At 33.2% G+C, this 16,097-nt stretch carries 12 protein-coding genes and 1 pseudogene; 5 read left to right on the top strand and 8 right to left on the bottom strand.

Features of this window, described 5'->3' with window-relative positions:
* The first annotated feature begins 867 nt into the window (after positions 1 to 867).
* Positions 868 to 1,188, top strand: a pseudogene (locus AD998_07880) (hypothetical protein).
* 8 nt (positions 1,189 to 1,196) lie between these two features.
* Here the strand turns inward: AD998_07880 and AD998_07875 are convergent.
* Positions 1,197 to 1,697, bottom strand: a complete 501-nt coding sequence (locus tag AD998_07875; protein ID KOY86075.1) for a hypothetical protein — start codon at positions 1,695 to 1,697, stop codon at positions 1,197 to 1,199.
* Positions 1,694 to 2,599 carry a methionyl-tRNA formyltransferase gene (locus AD998_07870; protein ID KOY86074.1) on the bottom strand — a complete coding sequence of 302 codons (906 nt, stop codon included), beginning with the start codon at positions 2,597 to 2,599 and terminating at the stop codon, positions 1,694 to 1,696. The genes AD998_07875 and AD998_07870 overlap by 4 nt, the downstream gene beginning before the upstream one ends.
* A gap of 142 nt (positions 2,600 to 2,741) precedes the next feature.
* On the opposite strand from AD998_07870, the gene AD998_07865 reads away from it, so the two are divergent.
* Positions 2,742 to 3,839, top strand: a complete 1,098-nt coding sequence (locus AD998_07865) for a cytochrome C4 (GenBank protein ID KOY86073.1) — start codon at positions 2,742 to 2,744, stop codon at positions 3,837 to 3,839.
* Between the two features lie 2 nt (positions 3,840 to 3,841).
* Entirely contained in the window at positions 3,842 to 4,837 is a 996-nt protein-coding gene (locus tag AD998_07860; protein KOY86072.1) for an anthranilate phosphoribosyltransferase, read from the top strand.
* A 19-nt stretch (positions 4,838 to 4,856) separates the two neighbouring features.
* Here AD998_07860 and AD998_07855 read toward each other — a convergent pair whose 3' ends face one another.
* The 4 genes from AD998_07855 to AD998_07840 form a co-directional block, all read right to left on the bottom strand.
* Positions 4,857 to 5,303 carry a hypothetical protein gene (locus tag AD998_07855; GenBank protein KOY86071.1) on the bottom strand — a complete coding sequence of 149 codons (447 nt, stop codon included), beginning with the start codon at positions 5,301 to 5,303 and terminating at the stop codon, positions 4,857 to 4,859.
* A 21-nt stretch (positions 5,304 to 5,324) separates the two neighbouring features.
* Positions 5,325 to 9,548, bottom strand: coding sequence for a hypothetical protein (locus tag AD998_07850; protein ID KOY86070.1), 4,224 nt, complete (start codon positions 9,546 to 9,548; stop codon positions 5,325 to 5,327).
* Positions 9,549 to 9,646: 98 nt separating this feature from the next.
* Entirely contained in the window at positions 9,647 to 10,366 is a 720-nt protein-coding gene (locus AD998_07845) for a hypothetical protein (protein ID KOY86069.1), read from the bottom strand.
* Positions 10,359 to 12,056: an oligoendopeptidase F gene (locus tag AD998_07840; GenBank protein ID KOY86068.1), complete on the bottom strand. Its 1,698-nt coding sequence runs from the start codon at positions 12,054 to 12,056 to the stop codon at positions 10,359 to 10,361. The genes AD998_07845 and AD998_07840 overlap by 8 nt, the downstream gene beginning before the upstream one ends.
* 157 nt (positions 12,057 to 12,213) lie before the next feature.
* On the opposite strand from AD998_07840, the gene AD998_07835 reads away from it, so the two are divergent.
* On the top strand, positions 12,214 to 12,525 hold the full coding sequence (locus AD998_07835; GenBank protein ID KOY86067.1) for a hypothetical protein: 312 nt from the start codon (positions 12,214 to 12,216) through the stop codon (positions 12,523 to 12,525).
* 31 nt (positions 12,526 to 12,556) lie between these two features.
* On the opposite strand, the gene AD998_07830 is transcribed toward AD998_07835, so the two are convergent.
* Positions 12,557 to 13,783 (bottom strand): hypothetical protein, encoded by a 1,227-nt coding sequence (locus tag AD998_07830; protein ID KOY86066.1) that lies wholly within the window; start codon positions 13,781 to 13,783, stop codon positions 12,557 to 12,559.
* 24 nt (positions 13,784 to 13,807) lie between these two features.
* Positions 13,808 to 15,040 carry a cysteine sulfinate desulfinase gene (locus AD998_07825; GenBank protein KOY86065.1) on the bottom strand — a complete coding sequence of 411 codons (1,233 nt, stop codon included), beginning with the start codon at positions 15,038 to 15,040 and terminating at the stop codon, positions 13,808 to 13,810.
* Between the two features lie 160 nt (positions 15,041 to 15,200).
* Between AD998_07825 and AD998_07820 the strand changes: the two genes are divergently transcribed.
* Positions 15,201 to 16,088 (top strand): hypothetical protein, encoded by an 888-nt coding sequence (locus tag AD998_07820; protein ID KOY86064.1) that lies wholly within the window; start codon positions 15,201 to 15,203, stop codon positions 16,086 to 16,088.
* Positions 16,089 to 16,097 lie beyond the last annotated feature (9 nt).

The raw sequence follows: 16,097 nt of genomic DNA, 5'->3' as shown, positions 1-16,097 counted from the left end.
GCTGGTATTGGTTTGCAAATTTTAAGTGATAATGCAGGTATTGGTGGTCTGATGCGTACAACTGGAGGCTCTGTGGCTTTTGCTTATAATTTTGATTTACCCAAGTATCAAAAAATCACGTTAGGAGCTCAAGGAGGATTTTATAGTAGAAATATATTCTTAGACAAGCTCAATACAGGTAGTCAGTGGAACGATATTCGTAGAACCTTTGATGCTACTCTGCCTAATAATCTCAACACTTTGAATACAAATGTCAATCTTCCAATGGTAGATATTGGTATAATGTGGCAAATGCTTGACACCAACGGAATACAAAAAGCTTATTTAGGTATTTCAGGTAAACAACTCAATCAGCCTAATGATGCTTTTACAGATATTAGCAATAAAATACCCATTGCATTGGTTTTTATTGCAGGAGCTCAAGTATTTAACAATCAACAGATTTCTATTTTCCCAAATATAAGACATGTTCAACAAGGTAGTATACGTCAAACCAATGTTGGTTCAGCTTTTCGCTATTATCTAAATCCTGAAAATCAAAGAAGTTTTATTGCTTTCAATGGTTGGTATAGTTTACAAAATGCTTTTTTAGCAGGTGTTGAGCTCTATCATAAAGATTATTTTTTCAATTTTAGTTATGATTTTAGTTCCACACGCCCTCAAAATTTAGGAACAGCCAATGGTTCTGCTGAAATAGGTATTGGTTATAGAAAATATATTGGCAAAAAACGTAAAAAAGAAACTATTCCAGTTAAAAAAGATAGCATCATTACACCTTCTGATATTTTAGACGTTTCAGTTTGTATTCCAGAAGACTCTACATTGAATTATACTCTAACTGGAGAAGAATTCGACTTGTTCAAACGTTCTGTTTTATTCAGTTATAGTAGTTATTTGCTTGATGAAGGAACAAAGGCATTCTTGGATAAAATAGCCTCTACTCTCATTGCTAAACCTGAAACAATGATTGAAATTTCAGGACATACCTGCAATTTGGGTAAAGAAAACTTATTCACTTCCAAAGCAAGAGCCGTAATTGTTTACAATTATCTTATACGTAAAGGAATAGACAAAAAACGTCTTGTAGTAAGAGGTTGGTATGATAAAAAACCTATTGCAAACAACGAGACAGAGGCTGGTAGAGTTCGCAATAGGCGTGTAGAATTTAGGATTATAGCTCCTAAATAAAAGAATTCTTATTTTTTAATAAGCTCAACAATATCAAAGTCGAACTCGTTTTTTTCTCCTTTAAAAAATGATGTTCGGCTTTTTTCTTGCCAATTATCCCAGTTTGTATTCATAAAAAATGTGTCTCCTTCTGGCTTAGCTTTTACTCTGGTCATATATATTTTATCTACAATTTTCTTTTCCAAGGCTTGCTGATATATCTCTCCTCCTCCTATTACAAAAGCCTGTTTTCCAAAAAAGGTTTTAGAGAAATCTAATGCTTCATCCAAACAACTAACAACAAAACAATCATCATCATCCAAATTATACTTTCTATTACGTGTGACAATAATGTGTACTCTGTTAGGCAATTTTTTTGGCAGAGATTCGAAAGTTTTTCTACCCATAATCAGTACATGATTTTCTGTAAGGTGCTTAAAAAACTTTAAATCATCTGATAAACGCCAAGGCAACTTACCTTGTATTCCAATAATATTATTTTCAGCAACGGCTACTACTAATGATGTCATAGGCGAAAACCTTTTAAGAACTCAGAAACTAACATACGCTTTTTTCCTTCCAATTGCAAGTCATTTATCTCAATCCAACCACTTTTTGAAAAAAAAGCTAATTTTTTACCATCAGCATATACATCTCCAATTTGGCCTTGTGAGGAAATATCACTTTTTTCAGTACTAATTTCGTAAATTTTACAATTTTTTCCTTGCAGATTTGTCCAAGCTGCAGGGTATGGTGCAAGCCCTCTTATAAAATCATAAATTTCAGAGTGTTCTTTGTTCCAATCTATTTGGCAAGTTTCTCTAAAAATTTTAGGAGCATGTGTAATTTCTCCAATTTGTGGACTTGTCTGTACTTCTCCTTTTTCGATAGCTTGTACTGTTTTCAGTACTAATTTTGCTCCTTTATACATCAAGCGTTCGTATAATGTTCCTACTGTGTCAGTTTGATTGATAGGTTCTTTATCTTGAAAGATAATATTTCCTGTATCTATTTCGTGTTGTAGAAAGAATGTTGTAGCCCCAGTTTCTTTTTCTCCATTGATAATCGCCCAGTTGATAGGGGCTGCACCTCTGTATTTAGGTAGCAATGAAGCATGTAAATTAAACGTTCCCAAAGATGGCATACTCCAAACTACTTCAGGTAACATTCTAAATGCCACTACTATCTGTAAATCAGCTTTTAAAGCTTTTAGTGTTTCTAAAAATTCAGAATCTTTTAGTTTTTCGGGTTGTAATATGTTTAAATTTTGACTTAATGCATATTTTTTTACATCTGACATTTGTATTTGATTTCCTCTACCTGCAGGTTTATCAGGGGCAGTAACCACAGCCACCACCTCATAACCATTTTCTACAAGTATTTGTAGAGAAGGTACAGCAAACTCAGGCGTTCCAAGATAAATAATTCGCATTAAAAAAACTTTAAAATTAAAACAAGAGGTTCAAATAAAATGTTTTTCTTATCAAGAAACAAATTTTTTTAGAATCAGAAGTGTTTTAGTATTTCTAATTAGAATTTTTCTAAATTTGTATTTCCCTTCAACAGAATAGATTATGGAATTTGAATTAAATTGTACGCCTCTTTCTACATGGTTGCCCTATAAAGATGTGGCTATTATCGCAGGACCATGTAGTGCCGAAACAGAGGAGCAACTTGTTGCTACTTGTTTACAACTTAAAAACCTTAATATTAGTGCTTTAAGAGCTGGTATTTGGAAACCTCGTACCCGTCCTGGTAACTTTGAAGGACATGGAGAAATAGCATTGCCTTGGATACAAACTGTAAAAAAAGAAGTCAATTTGCCTTTTGCCATTGAAGTGGCAACACCTCAGCATATTGAACTTGCTTTGAAATATGGCGTGGATATACTTTGGATTGGAGCAAGAACAACTGTAAATCCATTTAATGTACAAGATTTGGCTGATGCTTTAAGGGGTGTGGATATCCCTGTCATGGTTAAAAACCCTGTAAACCCTGATTTAGCACTGTGGCTGGGTGCTATTGAGCGTCTTCATAAAGTGGGTATCAATAAAATTGCAGCTATTCATAGAGGTTTTTCTTCTCTACAAGAAAGTAAATATAGAAATCCTCCGACATGGCAAATACCTTTGGAGTTGAAACGTATTTTTCCTCAATTGCCTATTATTTGCGACCCAAGCCACATTACAGGAGTAAGAAGTCTGGTAGCTCAAGTATCTCAAAAAGCTTTAGATTTGAATTATGAAGGCTTGATGATTGAAACGCACATCACACCTGACAAGGCTTGGAGTGATGCAAAACAGCAAGTAAACCCTGAAGAATTGGGTGAAATGATAGCTAATTTCCAAATTAGAAAGCAAAAAACGGATGATGTAGAGTTTAACAATCATTTGGAACAATTACGTAAACAAATAGACGAAATAGATAGAGAACTGATTGAAGTTTTTGCTACTCGTATGAAACTTGTTGAACAAATAGGTGATTATAAAAAAGATAATAATATCAGTATTTTTCAATTAGACCGTTGGAATGAGATTTTCCGTACTCGCCCTATTTGGGCAGAAAAAATGGGGTTAAGCAAAGATTTGATTCAAGAAATTTATAAACTCATCCATGTGGAGTCTATTCGTAAACAAACTGAAGTGATGACAAAAATTACTGAAAAAGCATAAGTATGAAAGAAATTCTCAATCATCTTTTTGAACATAAAACACTTAGTAAATCGGAAGCTACTGAAATACTCAAAAATATAGCTCTTAACAAATATAATAATTCTCAAATTGCTGCCTTCATGACAGTTTATCTGATGCGAAGTATTACAGTAGAAGAATTAGAAGGTTTCAGAGATGCTATGCTCGATTTGTGTATTGGCTTGGATTTGAATGCCTACAACCCTATTGATTTGTGTGGAACAGGTGGAGATGGCAAAAACACATTCAATATTTCTACACTTGCCTCGTTTGTGGTAGCTGGAGCAGGGCAGGCTGTTGCCAAACATGGTAATTATGGTGTTTCATCGGCTTGTGGTAGTTCCAATGTTTTAGAATATTTTGGTATTAAATTTACTAGTGACAAAAATTCTATCCAAAAACAACTTGACCAAGCCAATATTTGTATTTTGCATGCTCCTTTGTTTCATCCTGCTCTCAAAAATGTAGCTCCTATTCGTAGAGAATTGGGTGTAAAAACCTTTTTTAATATGTTGGGACCTATGGTAAACCCTGCCTTTCCCAAAAACCAAATGGTTGGCGTTTTCAGCTTGGAATTGGCTCGTTTGTATGCCTATTTGTATCAACAGACAGATAAAAATTTCAGTATTGTACACAGTTTGGATGGCTATGATGAAATTTCACTTACAAGCGATTTCAAGGTGTTTTCAAGAAATGAAGATATCTTGACTCAAGTAGAAAGTTTAAACACTGAAAAGCTAAGTTTGGAGCAAATTAGTGGTGGTGATACGATTGAAGAATCTGCTCAAATTTTTATGAATGTTCTTAAAAATGAAGGAACTCAGCCTCAAAAATCTGTTGTTGTTGCCAATGCCTCCATGGCTCTCAAAACTGCCCAACCACATAAAACACTTACAGAATGTATAGGAATGGCTACTGAAAGTCTTGAAAGTGGCAAAGCTCTACAAGCATTTGAAACATTAAAAAAAGTAGCTTCTTAATATTAAGAAGCTACTTTTTTTACCAAGAAATTTCAACATTTTTGAATGTTTCCATCCATCCTTTTTGCTGTTTCAGTTGTACTTTGTTTCCTACCCTTTTAAGTATAATTGGTGTGTGTTTTTCCTTGAGAAGTACATCACTGGGCTGAATAGCATTTGCTTTCGAGGCATCTTTGGGTATTTTTATATAATCTATAATTTTAATAGGCTCATTTCCCATACCCATTGGAGATTTAATTTCATGCTTTTTGGGATTAATCAGCAGTTTTTCTTTAGAAGCATCATTATTGGTACTAAAAAGCCAGAAAATTTCATCTGCTGAAAACTTCTCTTTTGTCCTTTCCAAAAAGAATGTTTCTTTTCTATTATCTTTTTCAACAGTAAATGTAATTTTATCTTTATTGCTTGGAACTATCAATGTTGCCAAATACAAGAGAACAAATAATCCATATTCTACCATAATCATAATTTTTATATTGTGAACAATTTATTTTAAACCTATCATAACAAATGCTCCCCAAAGCAAGGGTTTAGGGTATTTTGCCTTGATAGTCATTTTTGCTTTTCTAAATGCCTCACGAGGCTCTTGTGGATTTTGCAAGTAATGTTCATAAAACTCAGACATCAATTCAGCTGTTACAGCGTCATCCACTTTAAATAAACTCATTATAATTGATTTTGCTCCACCTACAAGTAAAGAACGTTGTAAACCAAATACTCCTTCACCAACTTGTACATCTCCAAGTCCTGTTTCGCAAGCTGAAAGAATGGCTATATCCACGTTGTCATAAGGCATATTTGCCATTTCGTAAGCTGTTAAGATACCATTACGAGTATTGACACTTGAATTGTCTTCTAAGGCATCTCCTGCTCCTGCAAGTAATATTCCTGAACGAAGCATTGGACTTTGTAAAGCTTGTATTTCTGCCAGTTCTTCAGAAGCATCTGCTACAGTTATTACATCTTCTACAAAATATCCATGTGTTGCAAAATGAATCACATTAGGTTGAGAATTGTTTTGTTTGATACGCTCTTCTTCTGCTTCTGCTTTTCTATATTCTACTACTTTCCAGTTTTTAGCAAGAATTTTACTCTTAATATTATTGGCTTCGGTAGCTGTACCTGGCAAACTTACAATTTTAGAACCATTTGTTTTCAAATAAAAACTGGGGTCAGCCACAATCATCACTGTTTTGGAGGTATTTACTACAGTATTTGTATTGAGGAGTAAATCTTTGGTATTACTGATAGATATAAAATTATACTCATCTATTAAGAATCCTTTAGGGCTTTGGAGTGTCTCCAAATTAATTTGTGTATAAACCCCATCGGGAGAGATATATACTTTACTGGCTCCTTGAGCCAATCCTTCTATGGGTTTCCAGTAGGTTTTATATGTATTGGTATTCGATTTATTGAAACGAATTGTATTTCGGTAATAATTAAGCATATCTTTATCCATTTCGTTTCCGTTATCCAACAAAACAGCTTCAGGATTCATGCTATTTTTCCCTATTTTCAATACCATATACATTGTAGAATCTGTAAAGCTCTTGTCAAAGTATCTAAATCTTACAATTTCAAGAGCTACTTCATTGTCTTTGAGTTTGGTTTGTACATCTTTCCAAGTAGGGTTTTTATGTTCCAAAACACCCGCAAGTACCTCAGAGGCACTACTCATTTGTTTTTCCAATACTTCAATTTCTTGTTCTAATTTTACAAAGTCTATTTTAGCCAATTTTCTTTCTTCTGCTGTAAGTGCCAATACTTGAGCTAAATATTCCTTTTTCTTAATCCAGTTGTTATAAGTATTGATTAAATTTTGGTCTTTACTATTTAAAATCCTTTGACGAACCTTCATGGAAGAACTTAATAACAGACCTTTTGTAACCAAAATATGGTTATAGGCTTGTCCTAAAAGATCAGGTTTAGTTTTGATTTGTTGGGAAGCCAACGTTTTAAAAAACTCAAAATCAGATTGAATAGAAACCCAATATTTAGCTTTTTCTCTTTCACTCATGGCAGGGAAGTTCTTTTGTATAAAACTCAAATAGGCTTCTGTACTTTGCGAAAGTGCTAAATTTGCTTTATCATAGTTTTTTTGGATGTAATAAACTCTTCCTAACTTACTGATAGTCTTGATATAACCTTCATAACGTTCTCCAAAAATTTGAGCATACAAAGTTTTTGCTTTTTCATAATCTTTTTCAGCCTCTTGCAAATTGGAGCTCTTGAGGTGTGCATCTCCTTTTAGACTACTAATTTTAGCAATATGAATATTTTGCCCACCCAGTTTTGCTTGCCAAATACCTTCTGCTTGATTTAAAAAACTCAAAGCTTCTTGTAATTTTTTGGTTTCAATATATACCAAAGCTAAATTTTGTAACGCTTCTGCATATTGAGGATGCTTGTTGCCAAATGTTTTTTCTATAATTTGTTTTGCTTGATTCAAGTCTTTTTCTACTTTTCCTGCATTTTTTTGTGAATTTTCAGCCAATTCAATAATAGCTAAGTCTGTAATAAATGGAGCATTTCGGATATGTTCTTGATTCAAGTTTTTGCTCACAATCTTAATACATTCTGAAATTTCTCTTTTAGCCTTATCAAAATCACCAAGATTGGTATGCAGACGAGCCATTATTTCCTGACTTTCAGCAAAAATAAGGCTTTCTCTGCCATATACTTTTTCGCTGAGGTTGGTGGCTCTTACAATATTTCCTTCTGTTTGAACATATTCACCTTTTATCAAATACAAGTTAGATAGCTCAATAAGAGGCTTTATAAGTCTTCGGCTATCTACTCCATATTTTTTTTCTCTTTCAACAATTGTTTCTTTCAAAAGTATTTCTGTAGTTGTATAATCACCTATACGTACATACTGACGAGCAAGCTCCTCAATAGACTCCATTTTCATGGCTTCTACATCAAAAAGTACTTCATCTTCATCATCATCTCTTTTTTTCTTTTTCTTTTTAGTAGTGGCTTGTTCAATTTCATAGTTCTTATAAATGGACTCTGATTTTCGTAGTAAACTATCTGCTAAAGAATAGTTAGCAATAACACCATGAATGCCTGCCATTTTACCAAGGGCTTCCGCAAATAGTGGAGAACGTTCTGCTTCTTCACCATACTTACTTTTTAAAATTCCAATAGCCTTACTGATACTTCCTTCTGCTGAACGATAGTCACCATTTTTTACTTCTATATCAGCCAATCTACGCAATTGATCTGCAAGCCTAATATTATCAAAGCCATATTTTTTTTCTACTAAATCAGCCGACTTCTTAGTAATCATCAATGCTTTATTATAATTATCATTAGTTTCATAGTAGCGAGCATAATAGTTACTAAAACGAACATAATCGGGATGAGCAGGATTTATATTCTTCTCTATAACCTCAAAAGGGCTTTTTTCAAAAGCAACTTTAGCTTTTTTATAATCTTCTGTTTCCTCATTATAATAGTTTGCCATTTCTATTTCAGAAGTTTGATAATAGAAACTATTTTCTTTGTATCGAGATTTTTGAATTGTAAACCAATCCTGATATACCTTTTCCATTTCAGATGAACTAACATCTATTTTTGTATAAATTTGCCCTAAATATTTCATAGCTTTTGCTCTGACTTCGTGGTCTTTAGGAACAATGGCTTCTTTACTCAATATATCTAAAAGTTCTTTACGGGCTTCAGGATAACGTCTGCGACTCATCATTTGCTCTATTTTTACCAATCGAGCCTTGATAGGATAGATAGAGTTTTTATCAAAATATCTTTTAGCATCTCTGTTAAGCTCAAACACTCTTAAGACTTGTAAAATACCATTGTTTTCAACTACATTTCTTGCAATTCCTTCTTGCAAGCGAAAATATGTTTTAGAAGACTGACGAAAAGTATTGGTATAATATTCTGTTGCTCTTTTACTCATTGCATAATAACGATTGGCTTTGGTGTATTCGCCTTGTTCTTCTGCATTTTCGGCAAGTGCAATGAGGTGCTCAATATAAGTAGGTTTGGTTACGCCTGTTAATTTTCTGACTTGTATTTGATATAATTTGAGCAATGAATCTGCTTTGACATAATCACCTCTTTGAGTTTCTAGCATTCCTCTCAGAGTGAGAGATTTAGCATACTGCTTTTTAACATGTTTTTTATCTGTACCACTTAATTTATCTTTCTCTATCTGATTTTTTCTAGCATCTAAAAGCGAAATGAGTTTGTTTTCTGCATCACCAAAATTTCCTGCTAATAAGTTAGCTTTTACAAGTTGCTGACTCCAGTCGTTTTGAATTGCTTTATTAGTTTGCTCAATAAGCTTTACATACTCCTCATTTTCAAGAATTTGCAGAGCTTTCAAAGAATTACCATAACCATTGTGGATTTCAGCTATTTTAATCAGTCCTATGAGATATTCTTCGATATTATTTTGGCGTAACTCATTCATTTTTAACTCTGCTTGTTGCAAAGCTTTATTCATTTCTTCATAAAGTCCCATAGCTTCATAAATTCGAGCCAGATGAATAGCCCCCCAAGCTTGAGTAACTACATTAGTCTTACCCTCTGAAATGCTTTTAGATTGCTTCAACGCTTTTTTATATTTGCCCAACTCATAGTTTTTTTCTGGCTTGGAAAACATACTTTCAAAAGAAACTTTTTGAGCATATATCCATCCTATAGCAAAACAGAAAAAAATTGTGGTATATAGCTTTTTCATACCAAATAAAGTTTTTAGATGTAGTTGTAAGGTTTATTATTTAAAGTTAATGATTTGTAACTGATTTTTCAAGCTTTATGTCTTTATTTGTAATTTTTCTAAAAAGCAAGATAAAAATCTTTCAGTAAGTTTTTAAAGTTTTCTGTATAATTTTCTAACTTATCTTTGATATACAGAACATTTTGTGAAGGTTTTATCTCATAGAAAATAAATGAGCAAATTTTCCTAAAAAGAGGATGTCTAGGGCTATGGAAAATTTCTAGTGTGTTTTTTAAATATAATTGTGATTCTTGTGCTAAACTTACAAATTGCTCCATTTGATAAGGTGGCAATATCAACCAGAATATCCCTTTCGATTCAAGATGTTTTTTAACAGTATCTATAATTTCTTTAAAATTTAGAGTTTCTTGGTGTAGAGCTTTATCCTGCTCTTTGTTACCAGAGAGCAGATGATTTTCGTAAAAAGGTGGATTAGAAACTATCATATCATACTTATAATCTACTTGAGAAGAAAATTCTTGAATAGACTGATGAATACACCTGATTTGTTCTGAAAATGCACTATTAATAATATTTTCTTGAGCTTGCAAAAAAGCTGATGATTCTATTTCTACAGTAGTTATTTGGCTCTCCGAGTAACGTTGAGCAAGCATCAAAGCCAATAAACCTGTTCCAGAACCAATATCTAAAATAGTTTTGGGAGCATCTAAATGACTATATGCTCCCAAAATACAAGCTTCTGTACTTACTTTCATAGCAGTTTTGTCTTGTTCTATTCTAAACTGCTTAAACTGAAAATAAGTATTCTTTTTACGCATCAATCTGACTTTTTACAAATTGCATCAATTCCTCAATATAAGCAGGTGAAAAGTCGAACTGAATACCTGCTGCCTGATAAACTTCAGGAATAGTTTTGGTATAGCCCAAAGACAAAGCATCTAAATAGCCTTTCAACCCCAATTTTAAATCTTTTTGGCAGTTTTTCCATACAGCAATGGCTCCCAATTGTGCAAAGCCATATTCTATGTAATAGAAAGGCACTTCGTACAAATGTAATTGTTTTTGCCAATGATAAGCTTTGAAATGTTCTACCCCACTCCAATCAACAGATTTAGGCGAAAAATCGGAGTAAATACGTACCCAAGCCTCTTGACGCTCTGAAACACTATGTTCAGGATTTTCATACATCCAATGTTGAAATTTATCGATACAGGCAATCCAAGGCAATACAGCCAATAAATCTTCCAAATGCTCTTTTTTAGCTCTTTGTAAATCTTCTGATTTCTCAAAAAAATGTTTCCAAAATGGCAATGTAATCAACTCCATACTCATAGAAGCCAATTCAGCTACTTCTGCTGGTGGCTCTTTAAAGGTATTGATTTCCATATCTTTACAAAGTACAGAGTGAACAGCATGTCCTCCCTCATGTAAGAGAGTTGTTAAATCTCTTAGATTAGACGTTGCATTCATAAAAATAAAAGGATAGCCCGTTTCAGCTAATGGGTAATTGTAACCACCAGGAGCTTTATTTTTACGAGAATCAAGGTCAAGATGCTTCATTTTTTTCATAGTTCTCAGGCAATCACCCAGAAAACCATCCAAATCATCAAAACAAGCAATGGTTTCTTGGATAAGTTCTTCTGAATTGTCAAAAACTTTGAGAGCAGGTAAACCCGTAGGGTCGGCTTGCATATCCCAAGGCTTCAGGCTATCGAGTTTCATGAGTTGTTTTCTTTCTTCAGCAAGTTTTTCAACGAGTGGCATTACTTTCTGGCTTACTGCCTCATGAAATTTGAAGCAATCTTCAGGGCTGTAATCAAATCTGCCCAAAGCAGCAAAAGCATAGTCTCTGTAGTTTTTAAAACCTGCATTCAGGGCTACCTGATGGCGTAGTTTGATAAGTTCTGAAAGTAAATTATCTAATTTATCTTTGTCCTGATAACGTCTGTTTTGGATAGCAAAATAGGCTTCTTCTCTATTTTTTCTGTCTTTATCTTCTAAAATATTGCCTGCTTGTTGCAAAGTGAGTTCTTCACCTTTCCAGTCTATCATCATTGCCCCTGCAATGGCTCCATATTCACGTTCTTTGATTTGGAGTTCAGTTTGTAATGGAATATTTTCTTCTCTGAAAATTTCTGCTTGCTTTCTTAAACCTCGAATTGTAATTCTAAAATCACTTTCTTTTTCCAATTCCTGTAAAAAAGGATTTGCCAAGCATTTTTCGTTGAGTTGGTGATTATAATGAATGGCTGAAGGCTGAATATTACTTACAAAATCATTAAAACTTTTTTGTAAATTCTCATCCGCTGTGTTGCAAGTCATCTTGATATAACGCCAAGCCATATCTTCTGAGAGCATACTTTCCAGTTCGCTTCTATCTCTAAACCAAGCTCTTAAATCATGAACTGTGTTGATATTTCTTTCTAATAAATTCTTGTAAAAAGGTTCGATGGTAGCCCATTCTTGTACCACAAAGTTTTCAGGCAGGAAATTGCGTTTTTTGAGCATATTCTACATATTAAAGTTTACTCTATGCACAAATCTAAAAAGAAGATTTTAAATAAAAACCTAAACAATAAGATAATTCACTATCTGCTTGATTTTCAAATTTATTTCAATAAATTTGAAAAGTTTATTTAACCATCTTTCAAACTTTACTAGAATTATGAACGAAACTATTTACAAGGTATTCAAAGGGTTTCCTGTAGTAGGTCCTGTGGTACAAGCAGCTTATATTGGCTCAAAGGTAAAAGCTCTTTTGCAAAAAGTGGAAGGTATGCAAGCTGACCCACGTACAAAAGACAAAACAGGAAAAGAATTGGATGATGCGTTGGCTGAGGTAGCTAATGACCTTTATGCTGAAAGTATAACCCCTCTCGTAACCCAAGAAGGTATTCCTGAGATGATAGAAAAACCTATCAGAGAAAAAGCTGTTGAGGAAATTGTTGAGATTTTAAGAAAGAAAGTGATAAAATAGTAAAAAGCAGCTTTAAAGCTGCTTTTTTGTTTTAAAGCTCCTGAAAATCAAAGATTTTATCCTTTTTGAGGGCTATATACGTTTTTTTATCTAAGAAAATAAAAGTTCCATATTGCATGTTATCTAAACTTGGTTTCTCACCATTTTCTTCATAACTGCAATTTATTAGATAAAATTGCCCGTCTGTTTTATTTTCCCTTAGTATTTCATTGATTCTTCTTACAAAAACAACAGGACAACATGGCTCACAATGCCAATAACCTGTTTCTATAATAGATTTGTAATACTTATTTTTGTATTGAAATTGGTATAAAATTTTTAAGCCACTTGATTCATTTCCTTCTTTATATTTTCTTTGATAATTTATTTTGAGGTTCTGTATTTGAAACTGTTCATGTGAAATTTTTGACAGATTCAAAAAACAACTCTGATAAAATTCTTTTATACTTTTTACTGAGTGCTTTTCATTACAAATACCAATAAAAAACCTTGTTTTAGGAAATACAGATAAAATATCATCATCCTCATTTACCAAAAACAAATGTGCTTCTTCTTTTGCTTTTTCAAACTCTTTTTTAGATAAGTGTTTAAATAAACCATATTTTTCAAATACGTCTATTTTCTTTTCCACATATTCATAATTCCAGATATTTTTCCAGTTGGGATTTATATAGCCTATATCAACTCCCTTATTTTTCAGAAAATGTCCTTGTAACGAATCAAGCAAGAAAAGCTCTACTTGATTATCTGTTATTTTCTCAATAAGTCTCAAAGGACTATTTTGGTCTGATAAGTATCTATTAACAAGGTTATAGTAGTTTTTAATAAGAAAAGGATTGTTTATTTTGCTTTCAAATACACATTTATCACTTTCTACATAACCATATTTTTTATTATTGATAGTAGCATAATTGTAGAAATCACAATAAAGTGTTTTTTCCTCTCCTACTCGAGTCCATGCATTTTTTTGTTTAATTTTATGCTGATATGCTTCAAATCGCATTTGAGGCAGAAGTTTTCGAAGGGCTTCTACATATTTTTTATCATAGTCAGTAGCATTTGCTTTGAATAATGTATAAAACGGACTATATGCCCATATTTCTGAACTATGTGCATAATCATCCTCTTTATAAATCGTTTTGATTTTCTTCAAAGAATCTAATGAAATGATTCTATTTACATACATTTCTTCTGCTAAAATCCATATCTTTTCACTTTTTTGAGCAAAAGACTCAAATGTTATCAAAAACATGAACATTGTTATGAATTTCATCATATTACACTAACTCATCATTTTCACTACTTTCTGCAAGCCAACTATCAAAGCATCTACTTCTTCAAAAGTGTTATAAACAGCAAAAGAGGCTCTTGTTGTTCCTGAAAGTCCAAGACGTTTCATAAGTGGTTGGGTACAATGATGCCCTGTACGAACAGCTATCCCCTGATTATCCAAAAGTGTCCCCACATCCGAATGGTGAATATCATCAAACACAAAAGAAATGACACTTGCTTTGTGTTTGGCTGTTCCAATAATTCTTAAGCCTTCTATTTCTTGAATTTTTTGAGTACCATACTCCAAAAGTTGCTGTTCGTGAGTAGCAATATTGTTTTTACCTAAATCTGCCACAAAGTCTAAGGCTGTGCCAAACGCAATGACATCAGCGATATTGGGAGTACCTGCTTCAAATTTAAAAGGTAAATCGTTGTAAGTTGTTTTCTCAAAAGTAACTTCCTTAATCATCTCTCCTCCACCATGATAGGGCGGAATAACCTCTAAAATCTCTCTTTTTCCATACAAAGCTCCAATACCTGTTGGAGCATACACTTTGTGTCCTGAAAATGCGTAAAAATCGCAATCCAAGTCTTGGACATCAATATCCAAATGTACAGCCCCCTGAGCTCCATCTACAAAAACCTTTGCTCCTACTTTATGAGCCATTTGTATCATTTCTTTCACAGGATTAATCGTCCCTAAAGCATTAGAAATGTGGACAATAGAAACCAATTTGGTCTTTTCTGAAAGTAGTTTTTCGTATTCTTCTAAAATTAGTTCACCACTATCAGTAATGGGTATTACTTTTAAAACTGCCCCTTTTTCTTCACAAAGCATCTGCCAAGGAACAATATTGGAGTGATGTTCCATGGTAGAAATGATAATTTCATCTCCTTTTTGTATCATTTTTCGTCCAAAAGTGCTGGCTACCAAATTAATGCCTTCAGTTGTACCTCTTACAAAAATAATCTCGTCAGGGCTTGGTGCATTTAAAAATTGAGCAATTTTATGGCGAGTTTGCTCATAAATATCTGTAGCTTTAGCAGCTAGATAATGTGCTCCTCTGTGGATATTAGCATTATAGCCCTCATAATAAGCTGTAAGAGCATTGATAACACTTTGAGGTTTTTGAGAAGTAGCTGCATTGTCTAGATAAACCAAAGGTTTTCCGTTTACTTGTTGGTGCAATATCGGAAATTGTTTGCGAATAGATTGTATATCTAAAATGGCTGTTGAGTTCATAAAAAATGTTATTAGATGGATTGTACCTATTAATACCAAACATTTCTAACAAGAAAAGTGTTGCGAAACTAAAAAATCTTTTTCTTTGAAAGGAATTTTTACTAAAATTCGTACACATTTCAAGATTTTTATCGTTCTATATTATATAAACTTTATTCTTATGGCAACCCAATCTGGTGGTATTTCTGGTCTTTTCAAATTGATAGGAGCAGGTATTGTATTTGTAATTTTAGTCGTTTCACTTTCGAGTGCTTGCAAACGCATTGATGCAGGGCATGTAGGACTTGTAGTAAAACTTTATGGTTCAGAAAAAGGTGTTCAGGATGTAACAGAAGCAACAGGACTTGTTTGGTATAATCCTTTTACTACCGAAATTTATGAGTTTCCAACCTTTGTACAAAATATTGTTTTTACAAAAGATAAACATGAAGGAAGTCCAGAAAATGAGGAATTTAGAGTTACAACACAAGATGGTTTAGTTGTCTCTTTTGATGTATCTATGAACTATCGTATTGCTCCAAACCAAGCTGCCAATATTTTTAAGAAGTACAGAAAACCTTTAGAATTTTTAAACAGAACTATTATGCGTAATTATATGCGTGATGCCTACAACAAGGTTTCTGGTAAATATACTGCTGAGCAACTCTACGAAAAGAAAATTACTTTTCAGAATGAGTCTGAGCAAGAGATTAAAAATTTTATGACACGAGAAGGCTTTGTGGTTGAGCAAGTTGTATTACTGAATGAATTGCGTTTACCCAAAGGCGTTGTTGATAATATTGATGCTAAGATAAATGCTCGCCAAATTGCTCTCAAAAAAGAACAAGAGGTAGCTCAAGAGAGAGCAGAAGCTCAAAAAGAAATTGAAAAAGCAAAAGGTTTTGCTGAATCTATGCGTATCAAGGCTGAAGCTGAGGCTGAATACAATAAAAAACTTGCTGAGTCGTTATCTCAAAACTTAATTGAATATGAAAAAGTAAAAAAGTGGAATGGACAATCTCCTACTTATGTAGGTACTGGTGGAAGTTTTCTTATTCAACCTAAATAATCATTTTAA

The sequence above is a fragment of the bacterium 336/3 genome, from assembly GCA_001281695.1.
Classification (GTDB): Bacteria; Bacteroidota; Bacteroidia; order Cytophagales; family Thermonemataceae; genus Raineya.
The sequence above is the reverse complement of the archived record's forward strand: the minus strand, read 5'-3'. Positions and strand labels throughout refer to the sequence as shown.